Raw genomic sequence first — 21199 nt, forward strand, 5'->3', positions numbered from 1 at the left:
GCTTCTCCCCTCTCTTGTTTCAGAAGCTACGCACATCTTTGGCGCGCCATAGCCCCTGCCGGCACTTGCGCCCAACTGAGCGGCACCCATAGCATGGCACTTTCTGGGCGGCAGAGCAGGCCACAAAAAAAGCGAAGCGCCACCAGGGCACTCCGCTTTCCACAGTCAGTCAAGTATTTACTAAGAGCTGATCCGGCCGAGCTTCTCGGCATCGGGACCCGACACGTGGCCGCGCTCCACCAAAAAGTCGCGCACTAGCCCAAACGATTCGGTGTCGAGGCCGGACTTGGGGTGCTGGAGCAGGGTTTGCACCAGAAACTGGCGGTCTTCGTCGACGTGGGTGCTCAAGCCCAGAAACGAGGGCAGGTTGCTTTCCACGCTCAGGCGCAGAAACCGCACTTCGGCGTTGTCGGCGTCCAGCTTCACGGCCTCATCAAACTGCTTGGTGGCATTCTGCACGTAAGTCAGCTTGTTGAAGATCGAGGCGTCGCGGGCCCGGATGGCTTCGGCGGCCGCCTTGTAGGCCAGCACCACGGCGTCGCGCTGGGTGTAGGCGCTCATCAGCTTGTGGAATTTCTCGCCGGCATCTTTGCTGGTGGCGGCTTCCTGGTATTGGCGGCGCAGGTTGGGCAGGGAATACGGAGTGGCGTCGGACACGAAAGAAGTAACAGTCAGAAGGAGAGTAAGAAGAAAGAGCAGCAGAAGCTTCACGCGGCGGCAGGTTCGTGACTAAATGGCCCGGAGGCGGTAGCGAAAGTACGAACCCATCAGCAAAAGCAGCTTGGTGTTGTCGGGCACGCGCACCCGCTCACCCAAAATTCGTGCCGCAGGCAGCTGCCGGATTTTATGAAACAGCTTCAGGTAATACACATAGGCCAGGTACACGCCCAGCCGCGCCGAGCGGGGCAGCTGCACGATGCCCGCATACGCCGCGTCGAAGTCGGCCCGGATGTCGGCCTCAATTTCGCGCTTCACCTCGTCGGTGAACCGCTCGTACTGCACGCCGGGGAAATACACGCGGCCCCGCTCCTCGTAGTCGGAACGGATGTCACGCAGGAAATTCACCTTCTGAAACGCCGAACCCAAGCGACGGGCCGGCTCGCGTAACTGCTGAAACTGGGCTTCATTGCCCTGGCAGAAGATGCGCAGACACATCAGCCCTACCACCTCGGCCGAGCCGTAGATGTACTTCTGATACAGCGACTGGTTGTAGGCCCGGTCATCGAGGTCCATTTCCATGCTGTACAGAAAGGCGTCGATAAACTCCCGGTCGATGCCGTAGGCCCGCACCACATCCTGGAAGGCGTGCAGCACGGGGTTCAGACTCAGCCCGATTTCCAGGGCCTCGTAGGTCTGGCGCTTGAAATCGGCGAACAGCGCCGCCTTGTCGTGGTCGTGAAACGTGTCCACGATTTCGTCGGCCCAGCGCACGAAGCCATACACGGCGTACACGGGCAGGTGAAACCGCGCATCGAGCGTGCGAATACCCAGCGTGAAGGACGTGCTATAGCGCTGCGTAATCAGCTTGCTGCACGCCCGGCTGGTTTCCGTGAAAAGGGCAATGTGGTCCACTTCGTGTCAATTAAAAATTGAGAATTAAAAATTAAAAACTGGCTTTGGAAATGGCCCAGCCTTTTCCTGCTCAGTCAGTTTTCAACGACAACTCTCAATGCCTGCAATTTTTAATTTTTAATTCTCAATTTTTAATTGAAAACTCCTTCTCCACTTCGCCGGCCACTACCTGCCCCGAGATGAGCGAGGGCGGCACGCCGGGGCCGGGCACGGTCAGCTGGCCCGTAAAATACAGGTTACTCACCTTATTGCTCTTAAGCGAGGGTTTGAGGATGGCCGTTTGGCGCAGGGTGTTGGCCAAACCGTAGGCGTTGCCCTTGTAGCTGTGGTAGTCCTGCTGAAAATCCTGGTGGGCGTAGCTGCGCTTGTACACTACGGCGTCGCGGATGCTGTGGCCGCAGTGGCGCTCCAGCCGGTCCATGATGAGGTGGTAGTAATGCTCGCGCGTGGCCTCGGGGTCGGGCAGGTCGGGCGCTACCGGAATCAGCAGAAACAGGTTTTCGCAGCCTTCGGGCGCCACGCTGGGGTCGGTGAGGCTGGGCGCGGAGGCGTAGAACAACGGCCGGCTGGGCCACTTGGGGTTTTCGTAGATTTCCTCGGCGTGAAGGCTGAAATCCTCGTCGAAGAACAGGTTGTGGTGGCGCAGCTTCTCAATCCGCCGGTTTACGCCCAGGTAAAACAGCAGCGAGGAAGGCGCCATGGTGCGCTTGTCCCAGTAGGCCTCGTCGTAGTGGCGCCACTCGGGAGCCAGCAGGTGCTGCTCGGCGTGGTGGTAGTCGGCACCGGCCACCACCACATCGGCGGCGTGGAAGCCGCTGGCGGTCTGCACGCCGGTGGCGCGGCCGTTTTCCACCACTATCTGCTGCACTTCCTGGTTGTAGTGCAGCGTCACGCCCTGCTCCTGGGCCAGGGCTACCATGCCTTCCACAATCTTGTGCATGCCGCCCATAGGGTACCAGGTGCCCAGTGCCAGGTCGGCGTAGTTCATGAGCGAGTAGAGGGCCGGCGTGTTTTCGGAAGTAGCGCCCAGAAACAGAATCGGGAACTCCACCAGCTCCAGCAGGCGCGGGTCTTTGAAGAACTTGCGCACGTGCTTGTGCATGCTCTGCAGAAGATCCAGCCGCACGGCATCCACCAGCAGACGCGGATCAGCAAACTCTAGCAGCGAGCGGCCCGGCATGTGCACAAACTTGCCGATGCCCACCTTGTACTTGTAGGCCGCCTGCCGCAGAAACTCGTCGAGGCGGGCGGCGCTGCCGGGCTCGTATCGCTCAAACAGCTGCCGTAGCTCGCTCATGGCCGCCGGAATGTCCACGGCCTCGGGGCCTTTGAAAATCACCTGATACGACGGGTCCAGGCGCACCAGGTTGTAGTAGTCGCTTACTTTCTTGCCGAAGCGGGCGAAGTACTGCTCGAAGATATCGGGCATCCAGTACCAGCTCGGGCCCATATCGAAGGTGAAGCCCTGGGTGCGGAACACGCGAGCCCGGCCGCCGGGGCCTTCGTTCTTTTCCAGAATAGTAACGCGGTAGCCGCGCTGCGCCAGCGAAGTAGCCGCCGAGAGGCCCGCAAAGCCGGAGCCGATAACCAGAACGTGTTTACTCACAAAGCGGAGATTGGGGCAAATGAAACGGGATTTCGCAGTAGCGAATGCGCAAAGGTGACTATTTGGGTTGGGACTCCCGCCTACCCTGCCGCAAACCTACCGTCCTCATGCATACCGCCAGCTTGGGCAGAGGTTTGCCGGCGGGCCCCAAAATCCCCCAAATTATATTCGTGCGGACGGCCCGGCCTCCAAACAAACGGGCCGCGAACAGCGCCCAGTGGCGTCATTCGCGGCCCGTGATACGCCCGGGGCGGGGTATACTCTCTCCCTATTCCCTACACGCCGGGGGCGTATACCTTCAACGCATCCTTAAGCTCCTTGCGGGCAATGTGAATGCGGTTTTTGACGGTTCCAATCGGGATTTGCAGCTTTTCCGCAATTTCCAGGTACTTGTAGCCGATGTAGTACATCATGAACGGGGTCCGGTAGTCGGCCGACAGCCCGGCAATGGCCTGGTTGATATCGGTTACTACGAAATCGGAGGTGGCTCCGTTGTGGGTGATGTAGTTTTCGTCGGTGTTGAAGTACTGGAAGTACTCGGTGGAATCAATGTTGCTGTTGCGCTTCGTTATCTTATTGTAATTGTTGATAAACGTGTTGCGCATGATGGTGTACAACCACGCCTTGAGGTTGGTGCCAGCCTTGAACTTGTCCTTGTTGAGCAGCGCTTTGAGCAAAGTTTCCTGCACCAGGTCTTTGGCATCATCGGCGTCGCGGGTCAGGTTCATCGCCACGGGCTTCAGCGAATAGGAAATCTTCTGTACTTGGTTGGTGAATTCCAGTGAGGTCATGCTGTTTAGCTTTTCGTGGCAAAAAGTTAAACAAATATACGCGCTAATCCGGAACTCGGATGCATGGCGCACAACTATTTTTTTTACCCTCCTGCCGCGTCCTTGCAACGCCAACCATCCCTTACGAACAGACTGATTATCAGGCTGTATTTATCTGAACAAGATTCGGCACTGTCCTGCTTCAGGCTTCGCTTTGCCGGCCAGTTTCAGCCTGGATTTCTCAGCCAAATGCCCCTGAAACAAGCATTTAGATGTACGTACACTGATTATTCTGTTTAACGGCGCACAGGTTATTTTTTGTTACGCCGGCTCGGCCATGGCTTCCTGCATCTGGTCGGCGAAGGCCAGAAAATCGGTCATGAGCTGCAGCCGGATCATGTGGGGCGGGAGCTGCACGCCCTCGGCCTGGGCGGCAGGCCCGTAGAGCAGCACAGTGGCGCTGCCGCATACCTGCCGCAATTCGTTTACAAAGCCCTGTAGCTCGTCGCGGTCGGGCCCGGCCGTGAGCACCGTGCAGACCGAGTGCGGCTGGTAGGCCTGGCATACCTCTAGCAGGCCATCGATGGGCAGGTTCTGGCCCAGGTACAGCACATGGTGGCCCCGGGCGCGCAGGGCGAAGTTCATGAACAGCAGCGCCAGCTCGTGCATTTCGCCTTCGGGCAGAAACAGCACCCAGCGGCGCACGCTGGCCGCGTTTACGGCCGGCAGTGCGTCGGTGGCGGCCATCAGCTTCTGGCGCAGCAAGTGCGTTACCAGGTGCTCATGGGCCGGGTTCACGCTACCGGCCTGCCACATCACCCCGATGCGCTGTAGAAACGGATACACTACGTTCAGCACCGCCTGCTCGAAACCCATCCGCCGGATGGAGCAGTTAAGCAGGTAGTTGAGCTGTACTTCGTCCATGGCCAGCATAGCGGCCATCAGGGCGTGTACCTGCTGGCAGTAGTTGTTGGCGTCGTCGTTGCAGGCCATAACGGCCTTCTCCATCTCCTGCTCGCTGAGCTGGGCTACTTTGGAAATGCGGTAGCCGCGGCCGCAGAGCGTGGCCACGTTCAGCAGGCGGCGCAGGTCGTCGTCGCAGTAGGTGCGGATGTTGGTGGCGGTACGCACGGGCCGCAGTATGCCGTAGCGCTGCTCCCAGATGCGGATGGTATGTGCCTTAATCCCGGAGAGCTGCTCCAGGTCACTGATGGAAAAATGTCCCACTGCTAACGGCCTCCTTCTTTGTCTTGTGGGGTGGATGCGGCCCGGGTCCGCAGGGTGCGGGTAGGCGCGGGCCGGCGCAAGGCCAGCTCAAAGTATTTCGGCGACACCCACAGCAGCCCGAATTCCTCGGACCCGTCGCGGGTGATGGCCTTGTGGTGCATCTTGTGAGCCATATTCAGGGCCCGCAGATACGTGTTGCGCGACTTGCGCCAGAAGCGCATGCGGCCGTGGATCAGCACATCGTGCACGAAGAAGTAGAGCGTGCCGTAAGCGGCAATGCCCACGCCCATCCAGAAGCGCCAGTCCTTGTCAGGCGCTCCGTAGATGATCAGCAGCGCCGACAGCGAGCCGTAGAAGAGAAAGAAAAAGTCGTTGCGCTCGAAGCGGTGCGGGTGCCGCACGTGGTGCGAGCGATGCAGAAACCACAACGGTCCGTGCAGCACGAAACGGTGCATAAACCAGGCAACGAATTCCATGCCCAGAAAAGTAGTTGCCGAAATGGCGAAGGCTGCCAGCGTCGTCATGCGGGGAAAACCACTGTTTAGCGGAGAAGGTTTGAGAAGCCTGTATCAGGCACGGTAATATTGCAAAAAAAGAACGTCATGCCCGGCAAGTAGTGCCGCGGGGCATGACGTTCTGTTGCTGAGATAGAGGAAGTTAATTGTCCCAGCTTATTTTTCTTTGGCCAGGAAAGCCGCGATGCCCCGGCGGCAGTCAACAGAGCCGCGGGCCTCGGCGTTGAGCTGGGCGGCGTAGCGCAGGCTGTCTTCCAGCGGCATCTCGGGCAGGCGGGCCAGCATCTCCTTGGTGATTTCCATGCTCTGGGTGGAGTTCTCGACGCACAAACGGCGAGCGAAGGCGTAGACGTGGGCGGCCAGCTCGGCCGGTTCCACTACGGCGGTGAGCAAGCCCAGCTCCAGGGCGCGGGCGGCGGGCAGCACGTCGCCGGTGAGCAGCAGCTGCTTGGTGCGAGCCTCCCCCACTTTGCGCAGCAGAAACACGCTCACGATGGCCGGCAGAAACCCGATTTTCACCTCGGTGTAGCCGAAACGGGCCTCGGGCACGCTGAACGCAAAGTCGCAGACCGTGACGAGGCCGCAGCCGCCGGCCAGCGCGTGGCCCTGCACCTGCGCAATCACCACTTTTTTGAGGGTATAGATCTGGTGAAACAGCTGCATCAGGTGGGTGGAGTCGGCCAGGTTATCGGTGTAGCCGAAGCCCTGCAGCTCCTGAATGTAGGCCAGGTCGGCGCCGGCGCAGAAGGCCGAGCCTTCGGCGCGCAGCACCACCACTTTGCAGGCGTCGTCGTCTTCGGCATATTCGAAAGCCAGCTTCAGCTCCGTCACCATGTCGGCGCTGAGGGCATTGCGTTTATCGGGGCGGTTGAGCGTGATGTAGCCGATGGCATCAGCCGCCTCGTAGCGGATGAAGCGCAGGGCCTCCAACTCTTGCGTGGGCATGTTATCCATAGAATACCAGGGGGTTGCAATGGTGAGCAGCAGCACGGGACTGGCTCTGCGCAGCAGAGCGGCCGGGCACCACCAAATCGGCATCGTCAGATCGGAACCAGCCAAACCTAACAAAATTGATGCGGTAAGTAAACTATATAGCGGGCTATGGGGCAAGCGAGTTTCGTTGAGCTAGCGGTTTGGCGCGTCAGTGGCCCCCACCTGCCAGATGAATGCGCCCTGCATGGCCACGTCATGTAGCTGCCAACCAGCTGGTTGCAGTTTTTTCCACATGGATTCCACGTACCAGGATTTGCAGGAAGAATCGAACACGATTACGGCGCCCCGGCCGAAAACGGCCGCCAGATCCTCGGGCCACACCCGGGCGTTGCGGCGCAGCACCACCACGTGCGCCGCCACCGGCTGGCGGGCGCCGGCCAGCGGCCCGCTCACGAGCGCCACCCGCACGCCACGCCACACGGCCAGCACCAGCCCGGGTCGGGCGGCCGTATCGGGCGCGGCCGGCACCGGCGACTCGCGCCAGCGGGTGTGGTAGCGCACGGCCCGGGCTTCGCGCTGGATAATACCCGGCACGATGCGGTAGGTGCGCTCGGTTTCGGTGAGCGGCAGTGAGTCGGCGCTGACGATGTGGGCCGCCGCGCCCTGCCAGAAGCCCAGTACCGACCGCCGCGGAATGCTGTACACGATCAGGCGCTCGTCGGGGGCGAGGCGGTGGGCGGCCCACACGCGGCTCCCGGCAAAGCCGCCCATCAGCAGGCAGGCCAGCCCCAGCCACACCAGCTTCTTCAGCTGGAAAAAGGCCAGCAGCGCCAGGATGATGCCGAACACCAGCCAGGCCTGCGGCGCCGTAACGTGAATTTCGGAAATCAGGGCGCCGGGCATGGTCTGCCCAATCCAGAAGATGTAGTTGTTGAACCAGCGAATCAGCATTTCAAACACGTACGCCACCGCAATCGGCCCGTAGTCAAGCACGGCGGCGAAGTCGGGTAGCAGCAGGGCCACACCGGCTACCACACCCTTCAGGGCCAGCAGCCCCAGTCCCACGTACACGGCTATGCTGGAAATGGGCACGGCCACCAGGTTGGAGAGCAGAAAGCTGAGCGGAAACTGGTGGAAATAGAACAACCCCAGCGGAAACGTAGCCACCTGCGCCGCCAACGACAGCGCCGTAGCCTGCCAGACTTTGTCGAGCGTCCAGCTGGTGGCTTTCCAGGCTTTCTGCACCGGTTTCGGCTGCCAGGGCCGTTGTTTTTCCAGGAAATAGTTCTTCACATCAAACCAGCCGGCAATGCGGGGCTGCAGGTACACGATGCTGATAACGGCCAGAAACGACAGCTGAAACCCGACGTCACAGAGCAAATAGGGGTCGTAGCAGAGCAGGCAGAAAGCCGCCACGGCCAGCGTGTTGAACATGTTGGCCTGCCGCTGCGAAGCCCGCGCCACAATGATAAACGTGAACATCACCGCGGCCCGCAGCACCGACGCCGACAGCCCCGTCAGGAAGGCGTAGCTCCAGATGACGGCCAGCCCCAGCAGGGCCGTGAGAAGCCGAAACAGCGGCCCGCGCTGGCCCGGCAGCCACCCCAGCAGCCACGACACGGCCCCGAACAGCAACCCCACCTGCAGCCCCGACACCGCCATAATGTGGGTGGTACCGGTGTTGGCGTAGGCCTGCCGGGTTTGCTGGTCCACATCGTCCTTGATGCCCAGCACCAGCGCCGACGCCAGCGCATACTCGCGCTTGGCCCGCACGTATTGCCTGAACACGCCATCGAGCACGCGGGCGGCCCGCATGGCGGCGGCCTTCAGCACACTGGGCGGCGCGATGCCGATGCGCTGGTACTGGTCGGGATGGATGAACTGCTGGTGGTAGACCTGGTGGTACTGCAGGTAGCGGCGGTAGTCGAACTCGCCGGGGTTGAGCGGGGCTTTACTGGGCGCGGGCGCGCCGCGCACCAGCCACACTTCTCCGTACTGCGGAGCCGCCACGCCCGAATCGCGCGGAACGGACACCCGGATGCCGCCTACCGCCGGCTGCCACTTCCCCCCTACCCGCACCGCCGATACCCGCACGGTGGTGGCGTACGTGGCCGGCCGCACCACCGTGTAGTCGTCCACCACGGCCCGGTAGAACTCGATATTCGCCCCAAAACGGTACAGGTGGTCAGCACGGCGCGACTCGGTGGCCTGTTGCATGAAGGCCGCCCCGGCCACGTATACCGCCACCAGCGCCAGCAGGCCGGCCTTGTCCGCCACGGCGGGGTTGGGGTGGCGCCACACGCGCGCCTGGATTATCAGGAACAGCCCCACCAGCGCCGCCAGCGGCCATACCAGCGCAGGCAGCCGTTCACCGACATATAAGTATGTGAGGATACCGGCCATGAGCGCCAGCGTCAGGCGCACAAACGCATAGGAAGCCCAGTGAAACATAGCAGCACATAATATAGTGGTATTCAATAGCCAATATATCAGAAAACCAGCTGCTACACCATAGGCACACCCCCACCCTTTCAGGCGCAATGCAGCCCGTTTGCAGCGCCTGTTCCGCCTCTGCTAGTCTAGGCCGGACGCTGCCAAACCATCTTGTAGTGCTGCAGGCCGCCTTCCTCAAACTGCGGCCCTTCCGCCCGGAAGCCATGCCGCTCATAGAAGCGCACGGCCGGCAATTGAGCGTTCAGGTACACGGTGGCGGTGGGATGGGCGGCGTCTACGTCCAGCAGCACCTGCCGCAGCAGCGCGGCCCCGGCCTGCTGGTTGCGGTAGTCGGCCAGCACGGCGAAGCGCTCCAGCTTCACGCCGTTGTCGGTGGGGCGCCAGCGGGCGGCGCCGCAGGGCGTGCCGTCGGGCGCTACGGCCAGGTAGTGGGTGGCGTCGGTGTGGTCGTGGGCATCCTGCTCCAGCGTGGCCGGCACGTTCTGGCCCAGCACAAATACGGTATGCCGGACTGCCAGCGCCGCCGCCAGGTCGGGGGCAGAAGTAACTCGGTGTACACGTGCAGTTTCCATGGTCTTGCGGTCTGGTGAAAAAAGAAGCTTTTCTGCTCTGAGGAAATGAGGCAGCGGCGAAAGTAGCCAACGCAGCCCATTGCCGGCGCAACGCCCAAACAAAAACGGCAGCCCACAAGGGCTGCCGTTTCTATAAGGAACCAACACAAACCGGCAGAATCAATACTGATAACCTGCCGAGTCCGGCCGCTATTGCTCGTGGTTGACGGGCAGGGCCGCCATGCCGTCGTCCTCGCGACGGGCGTCGGGGTGGCGGCTGGGGTCGGAGGAGGTGGAGCCGGGTCCGCCGGGGCGGCGGTAGGGCTGCGCCTGCCGGATGGGGCGATTGGCCTGGTTGGCCTGCTCCTGCTGGGTGTCCACGTCGAACTTGTCGTAGGCCAGCACAATCTGCTTCACCAGACGGTGGCGCACCACGTCCTCGGCGCTCATCTCCACGAAGCCGATGCCCGGCACGTCGCGCAGAATGTCCAGCGCCTGCATCAGGCCCGACTTCACCTTGGTGGGCAGGTCGATCTGGCTTCGGTCGCCGTTTACCATCACCTTGGCCGAAGGGCCCATCCGCGTCAGAAACATCTTCAGCTGCGAAGGCGTGGTGTTCTGGGCTTCGTCGAGCAGCACAAACGCGTTGTTGAGCGTCCGACCGCGCATATAGGCCAGCGGAGCAATTTCAATGGTCTTGTTTTCCAGGTACAGCTTCAGCTTCTCGGCCGGCAGCATGTCTTCCAGCGCGTCGTAGATGGGGCGCAGGTAGGGGTCGACTTTCTCCTTCATGTCGCCGGGCAGGAAGCCGAGGCTTTCGCCGGCCTCCACCACGGGCCGCGAGATGATAATGCGCTTCACCTCCTTGTTTTTGAGCGCCCGCACGGCCAGCGCCACCGAAATGTAGGTTTTGCCGGTACCGGCCGGCCCCAGCGCAAACACTAGGTCGTGCTTCAGCACGGCGTCCACGAGCCGCTGCTGGTTGGCGGTTTTGGCTTTGATGACGCCGCCCTTGTCACCGAACAGAATGACGTCGGGCGAAGCCGCCAGCACACGGTCCTGCTGGTCTTCATCGGCCGACGACAGGTATTGGGAAACCGTTTTTTCGCTGATCTGGCCGTATTGGTGGTAGTGTTCAATCAGGGCCGACAGAATGTCGTTGATGCGGCTGATTACCAGTGTCTGGCCCTGAATCTTAATCTCGTTGCCGCGTGAAATGATTTTGCTGCCCGGAAAGGCCGCCGCAAGCTGGCGGATATTCTGGTTGTCGGGTCCCAGGAAATCAATCAGGGACACGTTTTCGAGCGTGATGACTTTCTCGACCAATCTGTGGGGGTTTTGTAGCTAGGGAGTTAGGAAAAAGGTACCTGCTGGAAAGGGGGCAGTTCAGCTAAATAGCCTACTTTTGCCGCCCTTGAGGCACCTAAGCAATAGTACGAAGAACGCAGGATTTACGGCAATGGGGTTGATTACGTTTCTGTCTGACTTTGGCTACCGCGACCATTACGTAGCGGCAGTGAAAGCGCGGATTCTGCAGCTGGCACCCACCGTGCCGGTGCTCGACATCACGCACGCCATCGAACCCTTTAACATCGCGCACGCCCAACACGTTCTCCAAGCCGTGTTTCGTGATTTTCCGGCCGGCACGGTGCACCTGGTGGGCGTAAACGACCTGGGCGCGCCCCGGGCGGCCTGGCACGCGGCCCGCTTCCAGGGTCACTACTTCGTGGCGGCCGACAACGGCCTGCTCGCGCTGCTCTGCGACGGCCAGCCCGACGAGCTGGTCTCGCTGGCCCCGGCAGCAGCCCCCACCGCCTCCCCCACCCGCGACCTGCTGGCTCCGGCCGCCGTGCACTTGGCCCAGGGCGGGGCGCTGCAGGACCTGGGCCCGCTCACTACCGACCTCTACTCCTTGCTCAACCGCCAGGTGCGGCTGCAGGACCACCGCATCACGGGCCACGTGGTGCATGTGGATCACTACGGCAACCTCATCACCAACATCACCCGGTCGGCGGTGGAAGTCATCGGCCGCGACCGGCCCTGCGCCATCCACTTCGCCCGCGAAACCGTGCGCAGCATTGCGCGGCATTTTCAGGATGCCGACCCGGGCGAAGCCGTCTGCATCTTCAACAGCCAGGACCAGCTGTGCATCGGCATCAACCAAGGCAACGCGTCGGAACTGCTGGGCCTGCACTTCGACTCCCAGGTCGACGTTCGGTTCGCGCTGGACAGCTAACCCGACTGCCTGCATACCTTTCAGGAGCCTTGAAAATACGTTTTTCAGTCTATCTATTTATTATGTTAAGTAATGAATAGGTAACAATTTCCCCTTTCGCCAGCCGTCTGTATGTTGATTCGCATTGTGCGCATGACGTTTGCCCCGGAGCGGGTGCCTGAGTTTTTGCAGCTGTTTGAGGCCTCGGAAGACCAGATCAGAAGCATGCCGGGTTGCCGCTTCCTGGAGCTCTGGCAGGATGCTGACCAGCCGCACGTATACTGCACCCACAGTCACTGGGACTCCGCCGACGCCCTGAACGCCTACCGCCGGTCGGCGTTGTTTGGGCAGGTCTGGCCTGCCACCAAAGCGCTATTTGCGGCCCCGGCGCTGGCCTTTTCGGTAGCACCGGCCACACCAGACCACTAGGTAGCCGACAGCGAACAGTAACATTTTCCTGCTTGCGGGGCTTGGTTTCTTTCAAACCCACGTACAAGACGGCACCCGGCTACACCGGCGCTCTTTTCCTCCCCTCCCTCATGCCCGCCACCGATTACTTTGCCTTTTACGAACTGCCGGAGTCGTTTCAGCCGGACGAGAAGGCCATCAAAAGCAAATACTACGCGCTGAGCCGCCAATACCACCCCGATTTCCACGCTACGGCCAGCCCGGAGCATCAGCAGGAAATCCTGGCCCTGGCCACGCTCAACACCAACGCCTACCGCACACTTTCTGATGCCGACCGCCGGATGGCGTACATTCTGCAGCAACACGGGTTGCTGGAAGAAGGAAAGCAGGATCTGCCGGCCGATTTTTTAATGGAGGTAATGGAGCTTAATGAACAGCTGATGGAGTTGGAATTCGACTCGGATCCAGCCCTGGTCGGCCAGCTGCAAACCGACGTTAACAACCTCACTCACACCCTGGAAACCGGCATCGAGCCCGTCCTGGCCGGCTATGCCATGCTACCCGCTGACGCCCGCCCGCAGGCCCTGAGCCAGGTTCGCACCTACTACCTCAAAAAGCGCTATCTGTTGCGCATTCAAGAAAGTCTGGCTAAGTTTGCCACCCGTTCCTGATCTACCGACAGGTTCGGCGTAAAACGCCCGGATGGCGGAATCGGTAGACGCGTCGGTCTCAAACACCGATATCGAAAGATGTGCCGGTTCGACCCCGGCTCCGGGTACTTGGAATTACTGACGGAAGGCCCTAAAACCTGCTTCGCACTACGCAAAAGCAGTTTTTAGGGCCTTTTTGCGTCCGGGGCTTTTTGGTTTTGCACCCATTTGCGGCCGCAATTGTGTCACCAAATCTGTCACCAAAAATGACCGTCAAATTCGTCCTCCGGGAAGACAAAACCGACAAAAACGGGCTGGTTCCGGTATTCATTGATGCCATATTTGAGGGGCTACGGCTGCGCTGCTTCACCCGCGAAAAGTGCCAGCCTAAGGAATGGAACGCCGACAAGCAGCGGTTCCGGAAGGGAAAAGCCGGGGCGGAAGAAGCCAACAACGTACTCGAGGCCATGGCGGAGCGGGTGCAAAAGCGCTACCGCGACCTGCGTACGGCGGGCACCCCTCCTACCCTGGCGCTGCTACGGGAAGTGATAAATCCGGCAGCCGTCAAGCCGGAGCTGAGCATGGCGGAGGCTATGACGGCCTTTATCGAGGTGCTGCGCGGGCGGGGGTACGCCTTCCACACACTGCGGCACTACGGCACAGCCCGCAACCACCTGGCCGCATTCCTGGCCACGGGCCGGCGCCGCAAAATCAGCGTGGCCGACTACGACGGGGCCGTGCACGACGACTTCGTGAAGTACCTGCGCACCACCTGTGGGCTGGGCCCCAACGGCATCTACACGGTGCTGAAGGATGTGAAGACCTTCCTGCGGCATACTCAGGACGAGCGCCAGCAGAAGCTGGGGCTGGAACTCAAGCGCGTGGAAGTGCGCTACGCCGACCAGGCCAAGACCTACCTGACCGGGGCCGACCTGGCCGCCCTGTCGGCCGTGCAGCTGCCGCAGACGCTGGAGCCGGCGCGGGACGTGTTTTTGTTCTGCTGCTATACGGGCCTGCGCTACTCTGACGTGGCAGCTTTGCACGGCGGCAACCTGCACGCCCTGGGCGCCAACGGCGACGGGGACCGGGTGCTGCGGCTGGTGCAAACCAAGACGCGGGCCACGGTGAGCATCTACCTGAGCCGGCTGGCGGCCGAAATCCTGGACCGCTACGCCGCGGCGGAACGCACGGGGGAAGGTGCCAGGCTACTGCCGGTACTGGCCAACCAGCCCATGAACCGCTACCTGAAGAAAATAACGCAGCTGGCGGGGCTAAACCGGCTGGTGGAAGTGGTGAGTACGGTCGGGGGACGGGTGGTGAAAGGGGCCGTGCCGCTGCATGAGCTTGTGACCATGCACACGGCCCGGCACACGTTTGCCGTCCAAAGCCTGTTGCGTGGCATGCCGGTGGCCGTGCTGCAGCGGGTGATGGGCCACGCCAAGATTCAGAACACCATGAAGTACGCCCAGGTGGTAGAAGAACTGCAGCATCAAGCCATGCGCGCCGCCTGGGATGGACCTGCGACTAACAGCAACCAGGCAGCCCCCGATGGCACTGTCTGCTCGGTGCTGACAGCAGCTTAATATAGCGGCTGCCTACCTGGAAAAGCCCGGTCGGGGACTACCCCGCCCCGGGCTTTTTTATATACACCAACCTGGGTTGGTGGTGCCTTTGTCCTGCCTTTATCCTGGCTGGAATTTAATGTGTGGGCCATCTATTCATTGCTAATCATTCACTGCGACAAAGTGTGCTTTTTAAGGAAGATTTGGTAATCATTCAGCATGGCCGCGGGCGGGTTTCACCCAAGCGCGGCGGAGCCAGGGCAATTTGGTAGCTTGGTAGCCTGATTGATTCGTTGCCGCGTTCATGTCTGATTTCGCTTACACATACGCCCGACCCTCGGCCCTGGAGCAGCGCCCGGACGGCAACGCCCTCCTGCTTTCCGCATTCGCCGAGGAGGTCCAGACTGACACCTCCTGCTTTTTCTGGGGACGCCTGCGCAACTCCTGGCTCGCCGCGCGCCCCAATTTTGCGCGGGTGGCCAGCGCCGGGGACGTGCGCGGGGGCGGGGCTTCTCGGGCGAGGATTACTCCTACTTACTTCCTCCGTTCTTCTACCGATTATCTTAGCTGATGTCCTCTGTCGATACGTTCGAACTGATTATCCGCCGCCAGAATGCCGACCAGCTCGTGCCTTTTCTGTTGGCCCTCGACAAGAAAGACGTGGTGGCCGTTCGCGCCAAAACCAAGGCCCTGCGCCGGGAGCTAACTGAGATTCGGCAGCTGGGGATATCCACGTGGGGACGTACCGGCACGGAGCCCCAACTGGTCATGCTTCAACTGGCGGGGGTGGCGACGTACACGCGCAAGGAGATGACGGGACTGAACGAACGCCTGGGCATTCACTGGGGCGAAGGTGCTGTTCGGGCCGCCAACGAAGCGTATTTCTTCACCGTGGCCGAGCATGCCCGGCCTAATTGGTTGGCCGAATGGCTGGAGCGCCAAGGCCAGGGCGGCCCGTGGGGCCTGCCCGACTACCGGCTACTGCGGGAGCTGGAAGCCCGGCAGCTCGTGGCCTACGAACCGGCGTTCTTTGCCCGCACGCTGGCGAACTGGCTTACCGAGCAGAGCTACCACCGCCGCGAAAAGCAGCCCGTGCCGCACTACGGGGAAAAGCTGCTGCGCGAGTTCGAAGAGTCTGCCGACACCTTCCGCCGGGACCTGCTGGCTTTCTTCGACTACGACGCCTCCGTGGATTCTTCCCTGGCTTACACGGGCGTGGCCCAGCAGTACGTGCGGTGGCTCGACGTACTGCAGCACCTGGTGGCGGCGGGTCGCCTGGACCGGGCCGACCTGCTCACGCGCACCCTGGTAGCTATGCGGCGGGACTTTCGCCGGCCGCTGCTGACCTGGTTCAAGAACCTGTTTCTGGCCCTGCAGCCCACCGCGGAAGAACGCCTGGCCCGGCAGCAGGAGCTAGTGGAATTGCTGGCCCACGCGCAGCCGCAGGTGGTCAACTTCGCCCTGGACCAGCTAAAGGCGCTCTGGCTGCACCCCGAGTTCGAGCCGGCGCCGCTGCTGGTGTACGCGGAGTTGCTCGTGACGCGGCAGGACCTCAAGACGGCGCAGCGCACACTGCTGGGCAGCTTCGAGAAGCTGCTCAAGCGGGCTCCCTCCCTGGCGCCGGACCTGGGCCGGCTGGCCGTGGCCGCCCTGGCCAGCCCCGATTCCGCGGTGCAGGCCAAAGCCGGCAAGCTCCTCGTAGCTATTCTGCAAGCCAAGCAGCCGCTGCTCACTCCCGAGCAAGCCACGGATTTGACGGACTCGCTCGGCTTGTACGCCGACCTGCTGACCGCGGAAACCCGCCAGCACTTGGTGGGGTGGCTCAGCCCGGCCGCTGCGCCCCAGCCCACCGAGGCCGTCGCCTACGCGCCGCACGCCGCGTTTGTGCCCGATTTGTCAGCCGCCAACGCGGTGGCACCCGTCGCCGACTGGCACGAGCTGCTGTTTCTGACCGGGCAGGTGCTGCGCTATAACGACGTTCTGGCTTTGGAGCGCTGGGTGGATGGCCTGCGGCGGCTGCAGTCCCGGTACCCGGAAGACTACGGCCAGCAGCTGCTGCCCTACCTGGTGCAGGTGCGGCCGTCCCTGAAAGGCAAAGCGGATGAGCAGACCGCGGCCATTATTGCCAGCAACGGCCTGAGCGGACACCGCGGTCTGGTCGAAGCCCTGCTGCTGAGCTGGGCCCAGGGCTTCCTTGTGGCGCGCGTGGAGAAGGTGAATGTGCGCCACGACCAGGATGCCTCCGACCCGCTGGTGCTGGTGCAGCAGCGCCGCTTCGTAGCGGCGGAACACCACTTGCGCGCCCGCTCGGGCCTGCCCCTGCTCAGCACGCCCTCGCACGCCCCGCACTGGCTGGCGCCTACCACTCTGGTGGAGCGGCTCCTGACCTACGAGGCGGCGCACACCGAGCCGGACCCGGCGGACTTGGTCGTGGCCCTGGCCCGCACCGCCTACGCCGACGCAGCCGATGCGCAAGCTGCCCTGACCCAACTGCCCCGGCTGCAAAGCGCCGAGCTGCGGGCGCTGCTGCAATGGCTGCTGGCCCCGGCCATGCAGCCATTGCCTCTGCAGCCTAAGCATAAGCCTTCGGTGCTCAAACACCTGACCACGCGCCTAAGCCAGCTGCTGCCGGGCAACGCCATTTCTTCTTCCCTGGCTGACGCCTGGCCCTGGCTGTGGGCCGTGGCCGCCCGCACCCGCCAGCCCGAAGGAGTGTTTGAGGAGTTGACGGCAGTGGTGCCGACGGATTACATCGGCGTTGTTCGTCCTTGGGTACCCGGGTGGCACTTCGAGGTGAAAACCAACACCTGGGTGGAGCAGTGGAAGCCGGGCAAGCCCACGGTCACGCATCAGTACACGGTGCTGCAGTTTCCGAGCAAGTACACCAGCCAGACACCCCCGTCGCCGTTGCTGCTGTATTCGCAGCACGCCCGCTTCGCGGCCATGCAGCACGCTGGCTGGGTGCTGCCCCTTGACTACCGGTTCGTGGCCAGCCTGGTGCCGCACAACCCAGCGCCCCTGCACTGGCACGTAGTCCGTACCGCCGCCTGGGCCGATGGTTTAGAATCTTTGGAACGGGACGTAGTGCAGGCCGCCTTGCAGGAGCTGCTGGCCCCCGGCCCGGCCTTCACGGAACCTACCACCCTGCTGCTGGCACTGGGGCTGATGCACAAAGTCCCGGCGTGCCGGGCCCTGGCCCTGGAAGTATGGCTGGCGGCCTGCGCTACGGGTCGGCTGGTGCCCGCCACCCTGGGTACAACGCTGGGCCGCTTCCTGGCCAACGAGTTTGTTCCCGTGCAGCGCCTGGCCGACAACCTGCAGCAAGCCCGCGCCATTGATGCCGCCACGGACGACGCGCTGCAGCAAGTGTTGGATGCCCTGTTGCCTGAACTACCCGTCGCGCCACTGCGCAATACCAAGAAGCTGGTTGAACTGTATGCCGAGCTGGCCAGCCGTAGCGGCCGACTGCCAGCAGAAACTGCACAACCCAATTTGCGCCATTGGAAAGCCACTGCCACGCTGAAAAAAGCCATTGGTGAGCTGGTGTAACGCAGCCAGGCAGTACACCTGAGCCTCTTAACGACCGGCGACTCAGCCGTGCGTAGCCCTACTATGCTACGAGCGACCTTCGAGTACGGACGGAGGTGGCTGGAGCTGGACTTATTTCCTATTCAATGCAGCGGACACTTCAACAGTGTCGAGGCCGGTGTAAGCGCAGAAGTCCTGCACGGTGACCAGGGCGCCTTGCGGTTTGCCGGCGGCCTGGCGGGCGCGGCGCAGCAGGCGCTTGGCGGCATCATAGCTGCGGCCGGTGAGGGTGGCTACGTCTTTGGGATAGAGGCAGATGCGTGGCATGGAAGTATAGTGGGGTATGCGGGGTTCAATGGGGCAGCAAGCGAATATCAGCAAAAATAGTTGCACAACTTTGGTGTACACCAGCGCCGATATACCTGCTGCGCGGATCTGGTGAGCAACTTTTTTTCACCCTAACCCTTCTTACAACGATGGCACAACAAACCGGAATTCTGGGGTTGCGCGGCACGGTGGGCGGGTTGGTGTTCCGCAAAGACGGTTCGGTGGCGCAAAAGCCAGCGAGCAACAAAGCGGCATTCGCCAACAAACCCAGCATGGAGCGCACCCGCGAAAACGCCAACGAATTTGGCCTGGCGGCCAAATACAGCAAACTGCTGCGCGACGCGCTGCGGGTAGCCATTTCGGCGGCCAGCGACAGTCAGGTAGCGGCCCGCCTGACCAAGGTGATGCGCGAAGTTATCACGCTGGACGACACCAACGACCGGGGGCAGCGCGTGTTTGACGCGGCCAACTCGGCCCCGCTGCTGGGCTTCAACTTCAACGCCGGGGCCGGCATCGGGCAGACGATGTACTTCCCGTTTGAGGTGACGGGTAGCGGCGCGGACGTGACGCTGAGCATCCCGGCGCTGAATCCCGTCGCGGACATTGCCGCGCCGCAGGGCGCCACCCACTTCGAGGTGGTGTTTGCCGCGGCCGAGCTGGACATGGAGACGATGACCTTCACGGGGGGCCGCGTGGCGGCTCCGCTGGGGGTGCTGCCCATCAACACGGCCCCGCTGGCCGACCAGCAGGTGGTAGCCAGCTTCGCGGCCGTACCGGCCGCTGCTTCGCTGGTGGTGGGTGTGGTAGGCATCAACTTCTACCAGCAGGTGAACGGCAAAAACTACCCGCTCAACAACAACAGCACCAACCCGCTGGCCATTGAGTACGTGGCGTAATCGCGCCGCAGCATAGGAGAAGCGGCCGGCTGGCAACGGCCGGCCGCTTTATTTTTTCAACCTCGTAACACATTTTCTTATGCCTCTGACGGCGTATCAAACCCAATACAAGCGGCGCATGAAGCGCGCTATCAGCCAGCGGGCTTCGGCCGATAAAAAAGCCCGGCGCTACGCGCAACTGCTGGCCGATGCCCTCACGCTGGGCAGCAGCGCGGCCGCGCAGATGAACGCGCTGAACCAGCTCTACAACGTGGACGTGAGCACGCAGACGCTACTGGTGCACGACCTGCAGCAGCTGGTGACGCCGGCGCAGCTGACCGGCACCCTGGCGCAAAGTACCCCGGGGGAAGAAGTGGTGTTGTTCAACCAGGTGCCGGACGGCAACGGCGGGCAGCCCCTGCCCGATAACCCGGTGTTTGGGGAGTTGATAACTGGCTTGTCGTTTCCACTCTCTACTCCGCCAATTAAAGAGCCAACCATGAAGGCGGCATCTGCACCCGGTGCGCCTGTGGGAGAAAGAACCGTTCAGGAGGCGGAAACAGCGGTTCAACCTCATCCATAAGACGGAAACGAAGGAATATGAGAAAATTCTATGCAGGTGTAGGCACCATGAGATAATACTACGCTACCTAGTAATCCAAGCTGAGATTGTACGCTATTTCCGCTTTCAACCGCTCATAGGCAATATCCCGCAACAGTTGATTGTTGCGTACGGCCAAGGCCGCCAACGCCCCACAGGCTTCGCCGGTAGCCGAGGAAGTAGGCATGATGCGGATGGCGCTGTGGCCTTCCCGGGTGGAAGAGATGCAACGGCCAGCCACCAGCAGATTGTCGGCCTGCTGCACCAGCAGGGCGCGCAGGGGCACCTCATAGTACTCCCCTTCTTCTACGTGCTCCAGCACGGAATCCTCGCCCTTCTGCCCGTGAATGTCGATGCCGTAGCTGGAGCGCGCCACTGGGTCCGGAAACTTGTGCATGTTGCGTACGTCGGCTCCGGTTACGGCGTAGTCGCCGACGGCGCGGCGGGTTTCGCGCACGCCGACCTGCACGGCGGTTTCCACGAGGTAGGAGTTTTCAAAACCGGGTAGTTCCTGCTGAATCAGTTGCACCAGCTGGTTTACCTGATTGCGGCCGGTGAGCTCGGCGGCTGTAAGGTCGGGTGAGGAGGAGCCATCGAGGCCGAGCACATTGCTGGTATTGAAAGAGCCTTCGCCGGAGCCCGGCAGGGTAGTGAAAAAGATATACTCGATTTCCGGGGGCAGGCGCTTTTCGGCGATGGCGCGGCGCACGTTGCTCCAGTAGCCCGCCACCGACACGATTTTCGAGAAGTCGAAATCGTAGGTCATCCAGTCGAAGAAGTCATGCTTGTTGGCCTGGACGTAGTCGGTGGCCCGCTGAATATCGATACCGCCCATGCGAAAAAACAGTGTCAGGGCCTGCAGCAGGCCGGTTTTTTCGTCGCCCTTTACCCACGGAAAGTTGCCCAGAAAAACCAGTTGCGCGTCGCCGGTGGTGTCAATAAATACGTCTCCGGCCACTGTCACTTCGCGGCCATCAACGAGAACATCGAGGGCGGCGAGGCGGTTGCCTTCGCGCTGCGCCCGCGCAATTTCGCCGTGCAGCAGCACCGTAACACCCGCCGCCTGCAGCAGCTCATAGGCCGAGGAGCGGAAAGAACTGGCATAGAACCCGTTGTCAATCATACCGTTCTGACGGCGCATACCGTTTTCCAGGTCCTCGAACACCCCCCGCACCAGCGGCAGGCCGTGTACGGTGTGCTTCATGAACGGGCCTACCATCCCCGCCGTACTCATGCCGCCCACGAAGCCGTAGTGCTCCACCAGCAGCACCGAAGCGCCCATCCGCCCGGCCTTCACGGCTGCCGCAATGCCGGCAATACCAGCCCCAGCCACAATCACATCGTATTTCTGCTTCAGCTCCATAAGGAAAAGTCTCGTCTTAGGGGAAGGCCGTTACTGGGCGTT

The 21199-nt window shown here is 61.9% G+C and carries 19 protein-coding genes and 1 tRNA gene; 8 read left to right on the forward strand and 12 right to left on the reverse strand.

All coding sequences use genetic code 11. The annotated features are described in order from the left end of the window. Nucleotides 1-180: 180 nt before the first annotated feature. The 10 genes from N008_RS02155 to N008_RS02200 all read right to left on the reverse strand — a co-directional run bounded on the left by N008_RS02155 (nucleotide 181) and on the right by N008_RS02200 (nucleotide 10954). Complete coding sequence (locus N008_RS02155) at nucleotides 181-657, reverse strand: hypothetical protein (protein WP_052381102.1); 477 nt, start codon at nucleotides 655-657, stop codon at nucleotides 181-183. 72 nt (nucleotides 658-729) lie between these two features. Further along, on the reverse strand, nucleotides 730-1572 hold the full coding sequence (locus N008_RS02160; RefSeq protein WP_044013386.1) for a phytoene/squalene synthase family protein: 843 nt from the start codon (nucleotides 1570-1572) through the stop codon (nucleotides 730-732). 124 nt (nucleotides 1573-1696) lie between these two features. After that, nucleotides 1697-3178 (reverse strand): phytoene desaturase family protein, encoded by a 1482-nt coding sequence (locus N008_RS02165; RefSeq protein ID WP_044013388.1) that lies wholly within the window; start codon nucleotides 3176-3178, stop codon nucleotides 1697-1699. Between the two features lie 275 nt (nucleotides 3179-3453). Beyond that, nucleotides 3454-3969, reverse strand: coding sequence for a sigma-70 family RNA polymerase sigma factor (locus N008_RS02170; RefSeq protein ID WP_044013390.1), 516 nt, complete (start codon nucleotides 3967-3969; stop codon nucleotides 3454-3456). A gap of 300 nt (nucleotides 3970-4269) precedes the next feature. Continuing rightward, nucleotides 4270-5175, reverse strand: coding sequence for a MerR family transcriptional regulator (locus tag N008_RS02175; protein WP_044013392.1), 906 nt, complete (start codon nucleotides 5173-5175; stop codon nucleotides 4270-4272). A 2-nt stretch (nucleotides 5176-5177) separates the two neighbouring features. Continuing rightward, complete coding sequence (locus N008_RS02180; RefSeq protein ID WP_044013394.1) at nucleotides 5178-5699, reverse strand: sterol desaturase family protein; 522 nt, start codon at nucleotides 5697-5699, stop codon at nucleotides 5178-5180. 147 nt (nucleotides 5700-5846) lie between these two features. Further along, nucleotides 5847-6635, reverse strand: coding sequence for an enoyl-CoA hydratase/isomerase family protein (locus tag N008_RS02185; RefSeq protein ID WP_044018209.1), 789 nt, complete (start codon nucleotides 6633-6635; stop codon nucleotides 5847-5849). Between the two features lie 180 nt (nucleotides 6636-6815). Continuing rightward, nucleotides 6816-9074 (reverse strand): ComEC/Rec2 family competence protein, encoded by a 2259-nt coding sequence (locus tag N008_RS02190; RefSeq protein WP_044013397.1) that lies wholly within the window; start codon nucleotides 9072-9074, stop codon nucleotides 6816-6818. Nucleotides 9075-9202: 128 nt separating this feature from the next. Next, a complete protein-coding gene (locus N008_RS02195) occupies nucleotides 9203-9649 on the reverse strand; it encodes a GNAT family N-acetyltransferase (protein ID WP_044013399.1) in 447 nt (148 codons plus the stop codon). Between the two features lie 189 nt (nucleotides 9650-9838). Further along, nucleotides 9839-10954, reverse strand: a complete 1116-nt coding sequence (locus N008_RS02200) for a PhoH family protein (RefSeq protein ID WP_081910563.1) — start codon at nucleotides 10952-10954, stop codon at nucleotides 9839-9841. Between the two features lie 133 nt (nucleotides 10955-11087). On the opposite strand from N008_RS02200, the gene N008_RS02205 reads away from it, so the two are divergent. The 6 genes from N008_RS02205 to N008_RS02235 all read left to right on the forward strand — a co-directional run bounded on the left by N008_RS02205 (nucleotide 11088) and on the right by N008_RS02235 (nucleotide 18012). Continuing rightward, complete coding sequence (locus N008_RS02205) at nucleotides 11088-11864, forward strand: S-adenosyl-l-methionine hydroxide adenosyltransferase family protein (RefSeq protein WP_044013401.1); 777 nt, start codon at nucleotides 11088-11090, stop codon at nucleotides 11862-11864. Nucleotides 11865-11975: 111 nt separating this feature from the next. Then, a complete protein-coding gene (locus N008_RS02210) occupies nucleotides 11976-12272 on the forward strand; it encodes a putative quinol monooxygenase (RefSeq protein WP_044013404.1) in 297 nt (98 codons plus the stop codon). Between the two features lie 110 nt (nucleotides 12273-12382). Next, on the forward strand, nucleotides 12383-12922 hold the full coding sequence (hscB, locus tag N008_RS02215) for a Fe-S protein assembly co-chaperone HscB (RefSeq protein WP_044013406.1): 540 nt from the start codon (nucleotides 12383-12385) through the stop codon (nucleotides 12920-12922). A gap of 25 nt (nucleotides 12923-12947) precedes the next feature. Next, nucleotides 12948-13029, forward strand: a tRNA-Leu gene (locus N008_RS02220). A gap of 138 nt (nucleotides 13030-13167) precedes the next feature. Further along, the gene (locus tag N008_RS02225; protein WP_044013407.1) at nucleotides 13168-14484 is read left to right on the forward strand and encodes a site-specific integrase; all 1317 of its coding nucleotides are present in this window, start codon (nucleotides 13168-13170) and stop codon (nucleotides 14482-14484) included. A 549-nt stretch (nucleotides 14485-15033) separates the two neighbouring features. Beyond that, the gene (locus N008_RS02235; protein WP_044013410.1) at nucleotides 15034-18012 is read left to right on the forward strand and encodes a DUF6493 family protein; all 2979 of its coding nucleotides are present in this window, start codon (nucleotides 15034-15036) and stop codon (nucleotides 18010-18012) included. Between the two features lie 111 nt (nucleotides 18013-18123). Here the strand turns inward: N008_RS02235 and N008_RS02240 are convergent, their stop codons facing one another. Continuing rightward, nucleotides 18124-18318: a hypothetical protein gene (locus N008_RS02240; RefSeq protein WP_044013412.1), complete on the reverse strand. Its 195-nt coding sequence runs from the start codon at nucleotides 18316-18318 to the stop codon at nucleotides 18124-18126. Between the two features lie 149 nt (nucleotides 18319-18467). Here N008_RS02240 and N008_RS02245 point away from each other — a divergent pair, with 149 nt between their 5' ends. Both N008_RS02245 and N008_RS02250 read left to right on the forward strand, forming a co-directional pair. After that, on the forward strand, nucleotides 18468-19214 hold the full coding sequence (locus tag N008_RS02245) for a hypothetical protein (protein WP_044013414.1): 747 nt from the start codon (nucleotides 18468-18470) through the stop codon (nucleotides 19212-19214). Nucleotides 19215-19332: 118 nt separating this feature from the next. Continuing rightward, nucleotides 19333-19776, forward strand: coding sequence for a hypothetical protein (locus N008_RS02250; RefSeq protein ID WP_231569766.1), 444 nt, complete (start codon nucleotides 19333-19335; stop codon nucleotides 19774-19776). A 67-nt stretch (nucleotides 19777-19843) separates the two neighbouring features. Here the strand turns inward: N008_RS02250 and N008_RS02255 are convergent, their stop codons facing one another. Then, nucleotides 19844-21157, reverse strand: coding sequence for an FAD-dependent oxidoreductase (locus tag N008_RS02255; protein ID WP_044013418.1), 1314 nt, complete (start codon nucleotides 21155-21157; stop codon nucleotides 19844-19846). Nucleotides 21158-21199 lie beyond the last annotated feature (42 nt).

It is taken from the genome of Hymenobacter sp. APR13 (assembly GCF_000737515.1).
Taxonomy (GTDB): domain Bacteria; phylum Bacteroidota; class Bacteroidia; order Cytophagales; family Hymenobacteraceae; genus Hymenobacter.

Bases quoted from the DNA above. Each gene is read 5' to 3' on its own strand.
- N008_RS02170 (WP_044013390.1), bottom strand. From the start codon at position 3,969: ATGACCTCACTGGAATTCACCAACCAAGTACAGAAGATTTCCTATTCG.
- N008_RS02180 (WP_044013394.1), bottom strand. From the start codon at position 5,699: ATGACGACGCTGGCAGCCTTCGCCATTTCGGCAACTACTTTTCTGGGC.
- N008_RS02185 (WP_044018209.1), bottom strand. From the start codon at position 6,635: ATGCCCACGCAAGAGTTGGAGGCCCTGCGCTTCATCCGCTACGAGGCG.
- N008_RS02190 (WP_044013397.1), bottom strand. From the start codon at position 9,074: ATGTTTCACTGGGCTTCCTATGCGTTTGTGCGCCTGACGCTGGCGCTC.
- N008_RS02195 (WP_044013399.1), bottom strand. From the start codon at position 9,649: ATGGAAACTGCACGTGTACACCGAGTTACTTCTGCCCCCGACCTGGCG.
- N008_RS02205 (WP_044013401.1), top strand. From the start codon at position 11,088: ATGGGGTTGATTACGTTTCTGTCTGACTTTGGCTACCGCGACCATTAC.
- N008_RS02210 (WP_044013404.1), top strand. From the start codon at position 11,976: ATGTTGATTCGCATTGTGCGCATGACGTTTGCCCCGGAGCGGGTGCCT.
- hscB (WP_044013406.1), top strand. From the start codon at position 12,383: ATGCCCGCCACCGATTACTTTGCCTTTTACGAACTGCCGGAGTCGTTT.
- N008_RS02225 (WP_044013407.1), top strand. From the start codon at position 13,168: ATGACCGTCAAATTCGTCCTCCGGGAAGACAAAACCGACAAAAACGGG.
- N008_RS02235 (WP_044013410.1), top strand. From the start codon at position 15,034: ATGTCCTCTGTCGATACGTTCGAACTGATTATCCGCCGCCAGAATGCC.
- N008_RS02240 (WP_044013412.1), bottom strand. From the start codon at position 18,318: ATGCCACGCATCTGCCTCTATCCCAAAGACGTAGCCACCCTCACCGGC.
- N008_RS02245 (WP_044013414.1), top strand. From the start codon at position 18,468: ATGGCACAACAAACCGGAATTCTGGGGTTGCGCGGCACGGTGGGCGGG.
- N008_RS02250 (WP_231569766.1), top strand. From the start codon at position 19,333: ATGAAGCGCGCTATCAGCCAGCGGGCTTCGGCCGATAAAAAAGCCCGG.
- N008_RS02255 (WP_044013418.1), bottom strand. From the start codon at position 21,157: ATGGAGCTGAAGCAGAAATACGATGTGATTGTGGCTGGGGCTGGTATT.